This window comes from Streptococcus sp. SP8, from assembly GCF_030440045.1.
Taxonomy (GTDB): Bacteria; Bacillota; Bacilli; order Lactobacillales; family Streptococcaceae; genus Streptococcus; species Streptococcus parasanguinis_I.
The window spans coordinates 1-13,538 of the sequence record NZ_JAQFJL010000006.1 but is presented as its reverse complement, the minus strand read 5'-3'; the positions used below and the strand labels follow the sequence as shown (position 1 = coordinate 13,538).

13 protein-coding genes are annotated in these 13,538 nt (G+C 42.5%); 2 read left to right on the top strand and 11 right to left on the bottom strand.

Going from position 1 to position 13,538, the window contains the following annotated elements; translation table 11 throughout:
* From trxA to PCY11_RS06025, 7 genes are all read right to left on the bottom strand, one after another.
* Positions 1-315 (bottom strand): thioredoxin, encoded by a 315-nt coding sequence (trxA, locus tag PCY11_RS06055; protein WP_070845789.1) that lies wholly within the window; start codon positions 313-315, stop codon positions 1-3.
* A 12-nt stretch (positions 316-327) separates the two neighbouring features.
* The gene (locus PCY11_RS06050) at positions 328-552 is read right to left on the bottom strand and encodes a DUF4649 family protein (RefSeq protein ID WP_024054957.1); all 225 of its coding nucleotides are present in this window, start codon (positions 550-552) and stop codon (positions 328-330) included.
* A 419-nt stretch (positions 553-971) separates the two neighbouring features.
* Positions 972-1,241 carry a 30S ribosomal protein S15 gene (rpsO, locus tag PCY11_RS06045; protein WP_003004251.1) on the bottom strand — a complete coding sequence of 90 codons (270 nt, stop codon included), beginning with the start codon at positions 1,239-1,241 and terminating at the stop codon, positions 972-974.
* A gap of 410 nt (positions 1,242-1,651) precedes the next feature.
* Positions 1,652-4,327 (bottom strand): Cna B-type domain-containing protein, encoded by a 2,676-nt coding sequence (locus PCY11_RS06040; protein WP_070845790.1) that lies wholly within the window; start codon positions 4,325-4,327, stop codon positions 1,652-1,654.
* A 220-nt stretch (positions 4,328-4,547) separates the two neighbouring features.
* On the bottom strand, positions 4,548-5,276 hold the full coding sequence (locus PCY11_RS06035; protein ID WP_301362577.1) for a pseudouridine synthase: 729 nt from the start codon (positions 5,274-5,276) through the stop codon (positions 4,548-4,550).
* A gap of 2 nt (positions 5,277-5,278) precedes the next feature.
* Positions 5,279-6,430, bottom strand: a complete 1,152-nt coding sequence (locus tag PCY11_RS06030) for an MFS transporter (protein WP_070845793.1) — start codon at positions 6,428-6,430, stop codon at positions 5,279-5,281.
* A 105-nt stretch (positions 6,431-6,535) separates the two neighbouring features.
* A complete protein-coding gene (locus tag PCY11_RS06025) occupies positions 6,536-7,699 on the bottom strand; it encodes an MFS transporter (RefSeq protein ID WP_070845795.1) in 1,164 nt (387 codons plus the stop codon).
* A 146-nt stretch (positions 7,700-7,845) separates the two neighbouring features.
* Between PCY11_RS06025 and PCY11_RS06020 the strand changes: the two genes are divergently transcribed.
* Together PCY11_RS06020 and def are read left to right on the top strand one after the other, a co-directional pair.
* Complete coding sequence (locus PCY11_RS06020) at positions 7,846-8,538, top strand: cyclic nucleotide-binding domain-containing protein (protein ID WP_049523282.1); 693 nt, start codon at positions 7,846-7,848, stop codon at positions 8,536-8,538.
* Between the two features lie 54 nt (positions 8,539-8,592).
* The gene (def, locus tag PCY11_RS06015) at positions 8,593-9,207 is read left to right on the top strand and encodes a peptide deformylase (RefSeq protein ID WP_003004253.1); all 615 of its coding nucleotides are present in this window, start codon (positions 8,593-8,595) and stop codon (positions 9,205-9,207) included.
* A gap of 64 nt (positions 9,208-9,271) precedes the next feature.
* On the opposite strand, the gene PCY11_RS06010 is transcribed toward def, so the two are convergent.
* The 4 genes from PCY11_RS06010 to PCY11_RS05995 all read right to left on the bottom strand — a co-directional run bounded on the left by PCY11_RS06010 (position 9,272) and on the right by PCY11_RS05995 (position 13,332).
* The gene (locus PCY11_RS06010; RefSeq protein ID WP_049523284.1) at positions 9,272-10,276 is read right to left on the bottom strand and encodes a hypothetical protein; all 1,005 of its coding nucleotides are present in this window, start codon (positions 10,274-10,276) and stop codon (positions 9,272-9,274) included.
* An 83-nt stretch (positions 10,277-10,359) separates the two neighbouring features.
* The gene (locus PCY11_RS06005) at positions 10,360-11,028 is read right to left on the bottom strand and encodes a DUF443 family protein (protein ID WP_301362576.1); all 669 of its coding nucleotides are present in this window, start codon (positions 11,026-11,028) and stop codon (positions 10,360-10,362) included.
* Between the two features lie 32 nt (positions 11,029-11,060).
* Positions 11,061-11,729 (bottom strand): DUF443 family protein, encoded by a 669-nt coding sequence (locus PCY11_RS06000; protein WP_049523288.1) that lies wholly within the window; start codon positions 11,727-11,729, stop codon positions 11,061-11,063.
* 361 nt (positions 11,730-12,090) lie between these two features.
* On the bottom strand, positions 12,091-13,332 hold the full coding sequence (locus tag PCY11_RS05995) for an aminopeptidase (RefSeq protein ID WP_061590964.1): 1,242 nt from the start codon (positions 13,330-13,332) through the stop codon (positions 12,091-12,093).
* Positions 13,333-13,538 lie beyond the last annotated feature (206 nt).

Sequence of the window (13,538 nt, the reverse complement as noted above, 5' to 3'; positions counted from 1 at the left end):
TTAACTCAACTCCGCCACAATGGCCTTAATTTGTGCTGCGGTATGCACTCCTGCTACTTGTTTAACAACCTGCCCATCTTTTTTAAAGAGCAAGGTTGGGATGGACATAATGCCGAAAGCACGCGCTGTTTCTGGATTTTCATCCACATCCATTTTTAGGATTTTTAACTCATCTTCCGAAAGTTCTTCCGATAATTTTTCTAAAATAGGAGCTTGCATGCGACATGGACCACACCAGGTTGCCCAAAAGTCTACCAAGACCAAGCCTTCTTTTGTTTCTGCTTCAAATGTTGCGTCTGTAATTACTTTTGCCATTTTCTTTCTCCTTTAGTTTTGGTACTGCGTCAAATCTTGCTTCATCAAATAGAAGAAGACATCTCCGTAAGTCCCTTGGTAATCCAATTCATGCCCATTATAGGTCAGTTTCACAACAGGATAAAAATCTGCTACCCCAATCAAGCAAGCTTGTTGGGAGCGTTCAAACTCATCGTAGGAATCAAAATGCATGACTCTTTCTTGTTTTGCACCGTCTAGATATGTAATATCAATCATATCGATAACCTCTATTTCTTAAGATGCATCAATTGTAACTCTATACATTACATCTGTCAAACAAAACGACTTCCTCAGAATGATGGATCTCGTTCGATAAGGAAAAGACAACAAAAAAGCCCTCTGAATTCAGAGGGCTCCATTCTTGCTGGATAAAACGTTTCTAGACAAGGCGACGAACCGAAGATTGTACTATAATTCTAGTGAAAAAGAAAAGCTACTCTACAATAGAGTAACTTTTTTGTATTCAATTGAACACGGCCTAAGCACTTGGCAAAAAAGAACAGCCCTCTGAATTCAGAGAGCTGTTTTGAGCTCGGGCTAAAATCCTAGTGAAAAAGATGAAACTCCTTGTGTTCATCGAACACTGTGTCGTTTCCCTATTTTCATACGGATTTTTGGCGCCCTTAGCATCATGATTAACGACGAAGTCCAAGAGAGTTGATCAACTCACGGTAACGGTTAACGTCGTTTGTACGAAGGTAAGCCAACAAGTTACGACGGCGACCGATTTTCTTCATCAAACCACGGTAAGTAGCGTGGTCTTTTTTGTGTTGTTTGATGTGTTCGTTCAAGTGGTTGATTTCCCAAGTAAGGACAGCAACTTGTACTTCTACTGAACCAGTGTCACCTTCGTGACGTGCGTATTGTGCAATGATTTCATTTTTTTTCTCTTTTGAGATTGCCATGATAAGCTCCTTTTCTTTATGCTCTATCCGAGTGGCAGGTTTGGCATATCCTGCTACCAAGAAAGAGTTAGTTGTCTATTCGACCTTCTTATTCTACCAAGATTTCATCTTTCTGTCAAACACTTATGTTTCCTTTGAGAGGAGCTTTTCTCTTTTCTAAAAAGAACCTTGGGAATTTGGACGGTTTGATGGATCATTCTTCAAGTAACTTATTCAAAAGAGAGTGGGACAGAAATCGGTAATTCGTTAGAATTTGATTTCGTCGTCCCACCTCCGCACAGTTGAGTAGGGCTGTAAAAGCTGATGAAATCAGCGTAGTAGAGCCCACTCAACCACTGCGTCTTGCTCGACAATCCAAAAATAATTGAGAGGCTAGGACTTTTGTCCCAGCCTCTTTATCGGTATGAAGCTTATTTCTCTTTCCGTTTACCACGCAAGAGCAAAGCCAAAGCAAAAATTGCTAAGAGGGCACCGAGTATGGTCAATCCGTAAGCAACAACTTCACCAGTTGATGGAAGAATTTTTTTCTTTCCTTCTTTTGGTGTCGTTGGAGTTTCTGGTTTTTCCGGTGTGCTTGGCGGCGTTGTTGGCGGTGTCGTCGGTGGAGTTGTTGGCGGTGTCGTTGGTGGGGTTGTAGGCGGAGTCGTTGGCGGTGTACTTGGTGGTGTGGTAGGAGGTGTTGTTGGTGGTGTATGACGATTGGTTACCGTGAAACCATCAATGTTGCTTGTATAACCTGCTACTGGATCCTCTGTAATCGTGTAGGCAATCTTCTTACCTTCCTTGTATACGGGTAGATCCGTAAAGCTTGCCTGCCAATTATCCGTAGCTGTAATTTCTTTTACAGCCACTTCTTGACCATCCGCAAGGAGGCGAACTGTGATTTTTTCAGGACGAAGACCATCTTTATTGTCTGCATCATCCCAGATCTTCTTAACAGCTACTTCCGTTACTTCTGGTGTGCGGCTATTGGTGATCACTACATTTCCCTTGTTACTGTCATCGATCGTACTAGTATAGCCTTTGACTGTTCCAACTTCTTTCACTTGGTACTGAATCTCTTTGCCTTTCGCTTTTAGAGGCAAATTGCTAAAAGTATGAGTCCAGTTATTTTTAGCAGAAAGTTCTACTTCTTTTCCTTGAGCTTTGCCATCTGCATAGAGCTGTACCTTAATGGCGCTTGGACGTTTGCCATCTTGGTCATTGTTGTCTTCCCAACGTTTTGTAACAGTGACGCTGGTTTTACCTGGCTTGTAGCTATTGGTAATAGTTGTTCCATCAATCGCAGCAGAGTAATTGGCTACTGTGTCTTCTGTGACTGTGTAGACAATTTGTTTACCGTGATTGTATTTTGGAAGATTGGTAAAGACTGTCTTCCAATCAGTCGCTGCACTTAGCTCTTGGCTAGCTACTTCTGTACCATCTGCAAGGAGACGAACAGTGACCTTTTCAGGACGAACACCATCTTGATTATCATTATCTTTCCAGATCTTCGTTACTGGAATTTCAACAACTTCTGGTGTACGAGTGTTGGTAATATTGGTTCCTTCGATAGTTGTTTCATAGCCTTCAACAGGTTCTTCTGAAACAGTGTAAGCAATGACATTACCAGCATCATCGACCACATCGAGATTATCAAACTGATAAGCCCAGGTTCCTGCAGCATCTGCTTTCACTTCTTTGGAAGCGACTTTGACACCATTTGCTAGGAGGTTGACTGTGATTTTTGATGGACGCTTGCCATCTTGGTTGTCATTGTCATTCCATGTCTTTTGACCAGCAACGCTTGTTTTTTCTTTTTGGTTTACGACATCACGAGAAATTGCGAGGTCATTTCCAAAATCGTCCTTGCTGATCTTGATAGGTTCTTCAGAGAGCACATAGCCTGTCGGAGCTTGAATTTCTTTAACCGTATAAGCTTGTTTGATCAAACCAGTAATGGTGCCAACACCATTCTCATCTGTCGTAATGGTTCCAACTTGCTCACCAGTATCATCTGCTGTCACAGCAAAAACAGCACCTGCAAGAGCCTGACCATTTTCACCTTTTTTATGAATGGTGAAGGAGTATTTCTCACCATTGAAGTCTCCATCAAGGAATTGATACAGAATATCTGCAACCTTATTTTGCTCCTTGATTTCTGTCGCGGTCATCGTCGCATTGTTTTTGTAGGATGTATTGATGGCTGGGACCTTGTCCAAATAAACATCATAGCGAACAGTCATACCTTGTTCTGGAGCTAGATCTCCGATATGAACCGTCAGAGAACGACCGTCAGCACTGACAACAGGGGAATAATTCTTGGTTACATTTGTAGTATTCCGCAGATGATAGGCACCATCTTCGTTATCGATCTGCCAAGTTCCTGTATGGATATTGACAGAATCTGCTTTGATTTTTCCATCTGTAAAGGCCAATTGGTCTTTAATATCAATATTATGAAGGGCAGTGTGACCTTGATTGATATTCAAGGTATAGGTCAATTTTAATTTATCGTCTGAGTTGGTCCATCCCCATTTGCTAAAGACTTCTGGAGTAGGAGGATTTTCACCCGGGTTCACCCCTTTGTAATCGATATTCCCACCTGAAATCACTTTCTTATCGATCGTGAGAGTAAAATCAAGTGTCTTTTGACCTTTGACAACTTGGTGGTCTACACGCGCAAAGAAACGCAGTTTCCCTGTCACATTAGCCATTCTTTCAGGATAATCCGTATAGGTTACAGTAATGACTTTTCTTTGATCATCTACCGTTGCTGTCGCAACTTTTTGACCACTTGGATCCAGCAGGTCGATGGTGTCCGTTTCAAAGACCTTAAAGTCATCTCCAAGTTGGATAACGGTCTGATCTCCCTTTTTTACACGTCCATTCGGCAACACAAAGTTTGCTTCAACTTGAAAACTCTCCCAAACACCGAGTGGATCTGTAATCGCTCCACCAGTTGATTTCGATATGTTTACAGATGTCACAACATCATTGATCGTATCTGCATGGACTTTAGCTGGACTATTGGGTTTGGCAAATCCTAAAGCCGCTAGTAAAAATAGGGCAACTGTTGTCACAACAGAATAGAGCCACTTTTTCATAAACGATTTTTCTCCTTTTTCTACGTTTACTAGATAAGGTATGTGAGTAGAAAAATTATCACTACATATTGTGATTTTATACACAACCTATCTTTTTTCATTATAAACAATTTGCTTTGATATAACAAGCAATTAAATTCATTTTTTGTCTTTTCAGTTCATTTTCTTGATACAAATAAAAACAAGCAGTCTGTAAGAATCAGACTGCTTGTTTTTTTGCTTATAAGGGAACTCCGAAGACCTCTAGGGACTTGAGTTCAGAAGGATGGAGTCTCCGCCATTCTCCCAATTGAAGAGTGGGATCTAGCGTTAGAGGACCCATCGAGATCCGCTCTAAATCCACTACTTCCTTGCCACAGGCAGCGACCATGCGCTTGATCTGATGGAATTTGACTTCTGCAATTTCAATTTCGACATAGGAACTGGCGCTTGTCTCATGCACCTCTAAGATCTGCAATCTCGCAGGCAAAGTCGTGAAGTCTTTGAGGGCAATGCCTGCTTCAAAACGGGCCACATCTGCCTCATCCATGATCCCAGCCACCTGGGCACGGTAGACCTTCGACACATGCTTCTTCGGTGAAAGCATGGCATGGGCGAGCTTACCATTATTGGTCAAAAGGAGCAAGCCATGGGTATCGATATCTAGGCGCCCGACAGGAAAGACTTCCTTGTGACGGGCTGTCTCATCCAATAGATCCAAGACAGTTTGGTGATGGTCATCCTCAGTCGCTGAGATGACTCCAGCTGGTTTATGAAGCAGATAATACACAAAGGTTTCATGGACCAGATTTTCCCCCATAAAGGTCACCTGATCCTTGGCTGGATCAATCTGTAGCTTCCCTGCTGTCTCTTTTTTCCCATTCACTGCGATTTTCTTTTGCTTGAGAAGCTGCTTGACCTCGGTCCTACTCCCCACGCCACAATCCACTAAAAATTTATCTAGCCGCATGATTACTTCCCGCTCTTTCGCACAATCCAAAGGCCAAAAAAGGAAATCAGGATCATGAGGATACCAGAAAATCCAAAAATGAAGGCTGGAGCAGATGAGATCGTCCCTAATAGACTAAGGACAAAGGTCGTTGCGATCGAACCTGCACTACACCCCAACACCGCAATGGATGTTGCCTGACTTAATACTCCAGCTGGCATCTGATCAGATAAGACATTATAAACAGTTGTGAGAGCCACACTATAGGCAAAACCTGCAAGGATGGTCACAATGGCGAGCATCCAGAGATTGGTAGAAACCCCGATCAACAGTTGGGTCAAGCCATAAGCTACTCCCGAAACCAATAATAAACGATCACGGAATAGATAGGTCAAGGGCGAGAAGGCCAAACCTGCCAAGATCCCAACAAATTGCATGGCTGCTAAAATAACCCCCGCAGTTTGGGCAGTGCCATGTCCAACTTGTTCTACCACACTTGGAATCCGAACGGTGATCATGACATTGGACAAGACGATAGCTGCCGCAACGACTGCTAAACCTAGTGCCGTCCGCCATTGACCAGCTGTCATCTGATCATTCCGATGTTTCTCCTCTACACCAACTGTTTTCGAACTATATGGCACAAATAAGAGATACAAAAGTAAGATAGGAATGCTGATGCCGTAAACGAGAAAGGCAGCCTGCCAGCCAAAGCGAATCAAAAGGCTGACTCCAAAGGTTAAAACGGCCGTCCCAACAACTTCTGCAGAACCACGAATACCAAGAGTTTGGACGCGTTCTTTTCCTTTATAGCGCTCACTGATAATGGCAATGGCAGAAACATTGAGCAAACCAACTGCCATCCCGAAAATAATCCGAGACAAAAAGACAACTGGATAAGCTGGACTGATTAAGGGAATAAAGCCACATAGAGCGTAAGCAACTAAGCCCGTCACAATCATCTGACGCTCTGAAAATAGGCGTCCAATCCATTTATTGAAGATGAGTGAAACCATGATCCCGGCAGAAGGAAGCGAGACCAAGAGCTCAATCATGCTGTGAGGAATTCCCTTGTAATAGGCAAACATGGCCGACTGCGCACTCGAAATCGAAAACGAGGTCGTCAAAATAAATGAAAGCGCGAGAATACTCACTTTCTCCATGATTTTTTTCATTATTCTATCCTTTAAACTAATCTTTTTTTCACACTCCTCCTATAATAACACGAGCTAGTGACAGGACGCAATAGATTGAATTAAAAAAACGAAATGATTTCTCCATCATTTCGTTCGTGCTAGTAATTGTGAGGCGAAGACTCCCGTTAGGACCATCAAAGCACCAATCCAGACAAAGAGCAGGTGATTAGAGGGAGCTAGTGGCGTCACCAACTGGATGAAGAAAGAAGAGAGGGCTGACCCGAGATTGCAGCCGATCAAGACCAGCGAGGTCGCAAGGTTCAAGAGATTGGTCGGGATTTTTTCAGATAGGTGATAGAAGATACTGGTAACTCCCGTACTGTAGGTAAAACCGGCCAAGAGGGTTCCTAGAATCAGGCTCCACAGCTGGCTGGACAAACCAATCAAGGCCAAAGCCAGACCGAAACCAAAGCACATGATCATGAGCAAGTTCTTTTTGAAAACATGTGTCAAACTGGCAAAGCCTACCCCTGCGACAATCCCTGTTAATTGCATCAGACTCAAGACGGTTCCAGCTGTTGTCGCTGTTCCCATATGAGCGTCAACAATGATATCCGGCACGCGCAGACTAATAATAGAATTGAAACAAATGATGATACCAGCAATCACAGCTAGCATTAGACTAAAACGCCATTGAGGGGAGCGAAGGCGTGCGGAACCTTTCTTTTTCTCCTTCAAGCTAGCCTGTTTTTGCTCCTTAGGATACGGGACAAAAAGGATATAGAGGAGTAAAATCAAGTAACCACCACCATATACGGCAAAGATCGCTGGCCAGCCTAGGGGTAAGAGTTGGCCCACCATAAAGGTCAAGACGGCGGAGCCCACCACTTCAGCAGATCCCCGATAGCCCAGCATCCGAGTCTTGTCATTGCCCGAGTAGCGCTCACTGATAATTGAAATAGCCTTGGCATTGATCATTCCTGTCCCCAAGCCAAAGAGCAAACGACTTAGAAAGATGAGAGGATAGTCCTGCACGACCAAAGGCAAGAGGCCACTAGTTGAAAAGAGCAAAAGCCCTGCGACAATCATCTGGCGCTCACTCATCCACCGCTCGATCAGGCTATTTAAAAAGAGCATGGCTACGACCGCAAAGGCTGGCAGGGAAACCAAGAGTTCCACCTGACTTGCTGAATATCCGAAGTGACTAAAATAAGCCTTCATAGCCGGCAAACCGGCTGTAATTGAAAAGGATGAGATCAGCATGAGCGACAAGCTCAAGAGACTGATTCTTTCCATTGTTTTTTTCATTTTTTTATTTCCTACACTTTACTGGTAATACTTTGATTTCACTAGTTTTTTCAAAAAAGATTCAAACTAGTATTTTCAATAGAATCCTAGTATAATCAATTTAGAAATAGAAAAACAGGACATTTGTCCTATTTTAGGAGAGTGAGATGAAAAAAATTTCCCCATCTACAAGACTCAAGGAGATCATCACTGACTACCAATTGGACCAGATCTTTCCAGGCGACTGTCTCAGCCAGCTGGACCTCGTTCTCTATCAGGCTGGAGATTATATCTGCCGCCAAGGTTCTGAGCAAGATGTCATTCCTTATTTTCTCAAAGGCCGGCTCAAGATTATCCACAGTCTTGAAAATGGCAGCGACACCATCCTTGAAATCCAAGAAAAACCTGGACTCTTAGGAGAGATTGAGCTCCTGCTCGATCGGGTCTGTATCTCATCAGTCATTGCAGACCAAGACTCGCTAGTCGTCCAGCTCCCAGCCCAGCACTTTAAGAAGCGCCTCCTGTTTGATCCAACCTTTTTGCGCTCTACGGCCAAGACCTTGGCTGAGAAATTGCACCAGATCAACTATTTGGCTCCTGCAAACTTTCATTATTCGGTCAAGGAACGCCTCGCTACGCATTTTCTGGAACATTGCGATGAAAATGGGACCCTCAAGCCCAAGATGAATCAGCTGGCCCTGCGTTTTGGGATCAGCTACCGCCACCTTAGTCGCGTGATCAAACAGATGATTGACGAGGGGTTGATCAAAAGAGAAGGACGGGTCTATACGATTTTAGACCGAAAAAGAATGGGGGACTTGTCCATCAAACACACGGAAACAACTGACAGAAAACTTTAATTTCAGGTTCTTTTGTGTTATCATGGAGGGTAGAAAGAAAGTGAGAGTAAAACGATGAAAGCAATTGAAAAAGTTACAAGAGCGTCCCATTTGATTGATATGGATGACATTATCCGCGAAGGAAATCCAACACTTCGAGCTGTTGCAGAAGATGTAACCTTCCCTTTGTCTGATCAGGAAATTATCCTGGGTGAAAAAATGATGCAATTCTTGCACCATTCTCAAGACCCTGTTATGGCTGAAAAACTTGGCCTCCGTGGAGGAGTTGGACTTGCCGCACCACAGTTGGATATCTCTAAACGGATTATCGCTGTTTTGGTTCCCAATCCAGAAGATGCCGATGGCAACCCACCAAAAGAAGCCTATAGCCTTCAAGAAGTCATGTACAATCCAAAGGTTGTCGCCCATTCTGTGCAAGATGCAGCTCTTGGCGACGGGGAAGGCTGTCTCTCTGTAGACCGCAACGTCCCAGGCTATGTGGTTCGTCATGCCCGCGTGACGGTTGAGTATTTCACAAAAGATGGGGAAAAGAAACGCATCAAACTCAAAGGCTACAACTCCATTGTCGTTCAACATGAAATCGACCACACCAACGGCATCATGTTCTATGACCGCATCAACCCAAACAACCCATTTGAAATCAAAGAAGGACTTTTGATATTAGAATAAGATACAAAGGGCGTAAATGACAAAAATACCTAACTGAGAAAGCTCTCGGTTAGGTATTTTTTTGTTATTTTTTGCCTTGCCTTTTATTCGAAAACTTGCGTATGATGGTACGTGCCATGCTAATAAAGAAGTCCAAGGCAATTCCTAGGGTAATCATTCTGACAAGCCACACCAACCAGATTGGTCGTCTTACCTTTGCATCAGCATATCCTAAATGATCAAGTGCTACAAACATCAATAGATAGCATACTATTTCTAACGGAATGCGAAGTTTAGCTTTTTTTAGGCTGAAGCCTTTCAACCAATTCCATAGTAAATCCCACAACGTCGGATTATCTTCAGGTTCATCCTCCCAGTATTCCTTGCTTTTTGTTTTCAAATACAAGAGGTAACCCACTTCTGTCAGCAACTGAGTAAAAGCGTAACTGAATAGTATGCTTACGGATACTCCTAGCACCACTCCATAATAGCCAGTAAGGGCCGCTCCTATCATGGAGCAGACGAAGATGATCGTTAGGGCATTGCTACTGTAACTACTTGATTTTGCGAAATAATTTCCTAGGGTTCTAGTTGGTGAAAAGCCAATCTTTAACTGCTTCTTAAGCCAAAAATAATTATAAATAAAGCCCACTAAGGTACAAATCACAAGAAAAGGAATGACGATGAAGCCATATTTCGGGAAACCTACCTCAAATTCTTTATTTGCCAGAGCAGAAACAATGATGAGCAAGCCCATGACTTGGAGCGATAAAAACATCCCTGCATAGGTGAATAAGAGTAGGGTCGTTGACAATACTTGTCTTCTATATATAAATGTCCCCATTAACGGCAAGAAAAATGTAATGATATGGTAAAGACAATAGATGACGAGGATATCAAAAAACCAATGACTAAATGGTTTTATACCTTTTGATACATCATACGAATAAAAACAAAGGATTGCAATCGCGAACAGAAATACGCCTGTCCACGAAGTGATCATCATAGCCGCTGAAGCACGTGTATTGGCTAAACTTTTAAAGTAGACTTTGTTCACCTGCTCAATACCGACTGTCTTTTCGTTTTTCATGACATGCTCCTTTCTAAGAAATTCCTTTAAGATCCAAAAGCAGATGGATGTTGCACTTGCTTCTGAATTTCACTTAACTTGATCTACTTGACTTTGGCTTTGAAAGAGATGATTGGGGAATAAAAAATTAAATTCCCAGCTGATAAAAATAGAAATGATGAGATTAATAGACCAAAATGTATTATAAAATTGGGCTCAAAGTTTATTAAAATTGCATAACATACTGCAATGAACATGACTATAAGAAAAGTTACAAATATTAAAGGTAATAGTATGTTTTTTATATATTCAGGAAAGCAATACACTTTTCGAGGTGTTTTATCTGCCACAATTTCCTGCATCCCTTCCCCTCTACCCATCCAAATCCGAAGTCCCACTACAAAAATTAAAATCAACATCATCAAGGATAGATTAAGCAAGTGAGAGGTAAAATTGAGGTATTTTTCTATTGGAAACGCCCTTGCTAATAGCATGGAGGTTACACCTAGACCAACCGATGCCCTCCCGATATTATTATTCACTAAACTCTGATGCTTCTTGTCTCTTTCAAATACTTTTGGAGCTAGGACTCCTACTTCATCCTCTGTCAGCTGATAGGCTTTATGAGGGATAAAATAAACAAACCACGGAAGAAAATAGGTGATGATAATCGGCCGATCGACTTCCATCAAATACCACTCTCCGTCAACTTTTAATAAATGATAGAGAAAGTTCATTTTGGGCAACCGTTCGATTTTTGCTGGTTTAAACATAGATCATCCTTTCTTAACATTTACACTTTTTCCTATTTTTTAATTTTTGCCTTATAATCCTCGCCTGAAGCATATAATAATAAATTACCATGTGATAAAAAAACCAATGAAAAAGCAAATAAGGCCACATGAAGAATTAGATTGGGTTTACTGGTACTCAGAACAAAGCAAAATGATACAGCTGAAAGAAATAAAGCCAATGTTACTAATAGAAGATTTTTTAGTAGTAACCTAAATCTTACTGGGCGACAATACATTTTTTTAGCTTTCTTGGAAGGCTTTATGACCGACTCTTTTTTCCCAATACTGATCCAAATGCGAATTCCAAAAGCAATGATTAGAACAAGGATCATTAGCACTAGATTCAGTAGATGGGAAGTAAAATATAAATAATCCTCTATCGGAAAAGCTCTACCTAGTAAAACTGCTAAGGAACCAGCACCAAGTGTTGAAATCCCTGCTTTAGTCTGAGTTGAAAGTATGTTCTTATCTCTTTTAAGAACTTTCGGAGCTATTGCTTCTACTTCATCCTCTGTTAGCTGATAACCTTTATGAGGGATAAAATAGGTAAACCATGGAAGAAAATAGGTGATGATAATTGGTCGATCGACGTCCATTAAATACCATTCATTCTCTACTTTTAACAAACGATATCGAAAATTCATTTTCGGCAAACGATCGATTTTTGCTGGTTTAAACATAGATTGATCTTACTTTCTATACTATTTTATTCTTAGACAGTCATAATTATATTATTTATTCATAAAAGAACATACCATCCATCATACCTGATTTTACTTTGATGATCAAGTTTTGACCAAAAAAAGTATCTAACTTCTTAGCAGTTGGATACTTTTTACTCTATTATATTTTGGGCACAGGGGTTGATGGCTCAAAACACTGTTTTGAGGTAGTAGATAGGGATTGCGAAGCAAGGCCCCTTCCTCATCAACTGTGCGGGGGGGACTAAAAAGGTCCTGTGGACCTTTTTTGCCCGAGCCTTAAAATCGAAAAGCGAGGTAGAAATCAAACTCTTCGAGTTACTGATTTCTGTCCTGCTCCCTATATCGCCCAATCTCCGTTGCGGAAGACTGGGACGCGGGTGCCGTCTTCTCGGATACCGTCGATATCCATTTGGCTTGAGCCGATCATGAAGTCGACGTGGACGTCTGAGCGGTTAAGGCCGGCTGCTTCGAGTTCTTCTTCTGTGAACTCTGCGCCACCTTCTACACTGGTTGCATAGGCTGCTCCGATGGCCAAGTGGTTAGAGGCATTTTCATCGAAGAGCGTATTGAAGAAGGTAATGCCTGATTGGGAAATTGGGCTTGGATCTGGGACGAGGGCACATTCACCCAAGGCACGCGCTCCCTTGTTTTTGAAGACCAAATCTTTCATGACTTGATCGCCTTTTTCTGCTGTGATATCCACAATTTCTCCATTTTCAAAGGTCACTTTGATCCCTTCGATGATGTTTCCGTTATAGCTAAGCGGTTTTGTAGACGTTACATAACCTTCTGCGCGACGGAAGTCAGGAGCTGTGAAGACCTCTTCTGTCGGCATGTTTGGCAAGAAGCTTTCGCCTTGGGCATTGATGGCTCCGGCAGATTCCCAGACGTGGTTTTTCGGCAAGCCAAGAGTCAAATCAGTCCCTGGGGCTGTGTAATGAAGGGCTGAGAATTGTTCCTTATTCAGTGTATCTGCCTTGCTCTTGAGAATAGCTGCATGCTCTTCCCAAGCCTTGACTGGATCTTCCTCGTAGACTCGGCAAGTCTTGAAGATTTGATCCCACAGGAGATCCACTGCTTCTTCATCGCTCGCCGCATTTGGGAAGACCTTTTTCGCCCATTCTAAACCTGCTGCTGCAGCAACGGTCCAGCTGACCTTGTTAGATTGAGTAGCGATGCGCATTGGTTTCATGGCCATGCCCAAAGCCTTAGCCGAGGCAGAAAGCTTCTCTGCATCAACACCATTTAAGGCACCTGGATCAGACGAGCGCACACCCAAGCGACTAGCTTTGTGGTCTAAGAGGTAGTTCATCTCCGCAATCTTGTAGTCTGGCACATTGTCCAAACGATCCATCGGTGCATGGAGGAATTTTTCCCGGGTAGTGAAATCATCTGCCCATTGGACAATCACTTCATGCGCCCCCAAGGCATAGGCTTCCTTCACGATCAAGTGGGCCAATTCTCTTTGTTCCACATCGATGTTCAAGACCAAGGTATGCCCAGGTTGCACATTGATACCGTTCGCCACTAACAATTTAGCGTATTTTTCGAGGTTTTCTTTAAAATTTGGTAAAACCATTGTTTTCTCCTTCATAAGTGAATGATCTCCTCCTAGTATACCATAAGTCCATGTAAAAAGAGAGTGGGACAGAAATCGATAATTCGTTAGAATTCGATTTCGTCGTCCCACCTCCGCACAGTTGAGTAGGGCTGTAAAAGCTGATGAAATCAGCGTAGTAGAGCCCACTCAACCACTGCGTCTTGCTCGACAATCCAAAAATAATT

Bases quoted from the DNA above. Each gene is read 5' to 3' on its own strand.
- trxA (WP_070845789.1), bottom strand. From the start codon at position 315: ATGGCAAAAGTAATTACAGACGCAACATTTGAAGCAGAAACAAAAGAA.
- PCY11_RS06050 (WP_024054957.1), bottom strand. From the start codon at position 552: ATGATTGATATTACATATCTAGACGGTGCAAAACAAGAAAGAGTCATG.
- rpsO (WP_003004251.1), bottom strand. From the start codon at position 1,241: ATGGCAATCTCAAAAGAGAAAAAAAATGAAATCATTGCACAATACGCA.
- PCY11_RS06040 (WP_070845790.1), bottom strand. From the start codon at position 4,327: ATGAAAAAGTGGCTCTATTCTGTTGTGACAACAGTTGCCCTATTTTTA.
- PCY11_RS06035 (WP_301362577.1), bottom strand. From the start codon at position 5,276: ATGCGGCTAGATAAATTTTTAGTGGATTGTGGCGTGGGGAGTAGGACC.
- PCY11_RS06030 (WP_070845793.1), bottom strand. From the start codon at position 6,430: ATGAAAAAAATCATGGAGAAAGTGAGTATTCTCGCGCTTTCATTTATT.
- PCY11_RS06025 (WP_070845795.1), bottom strand. From the start codon at position 7,699: ATGAAAAAAACAATGGAAAGAATCAGTCTCTTGAGCTTGTCGCTCATG.
- PCY11_RS06020 (WP_049523282.1), top strand. From the start codon at position 7,846: ATGAAAAAAATTTCCCCATCTACAAGACTCAAGGAGATCATCACTGAC.
- def (WP_003004253.1), top strand. From the start codon at position 8,593: ATGAAAGCAATTGAAAAAGTTACAAGAGCGTCCCATTTGATTGATATG.
- PCY11_RS06010 (WP_049523284.1), bottom strand. From the start codon at position 10,276: ATGAAAAACGAAAAGACAGTCGGTATTGAGCAGGTGAACAAAGTCTAC.
- PCY11_RS06005 (WP_301362576.1), bottom strand. From the start codon at position 11,028: ATGTTTAAACCAGCAAAAATCGAACGGTTGCCCAAAATGAACTTTCTC.
- PCY11_RS06000 (WP_049523288.1), bottom strand. From the start codon at position 11,729: ATGTTTAAACCAGCAAAAATCGATCGTTTGCCGAAAATGAATTTTCGA.
- PCY11_RS05995 (WP_061590964.1), bottom strand. From the start codon at position 13,332: ATGGTTTTACCAAATTTTAAAGAAAACCTCGAAAAATACGCTAAATTG.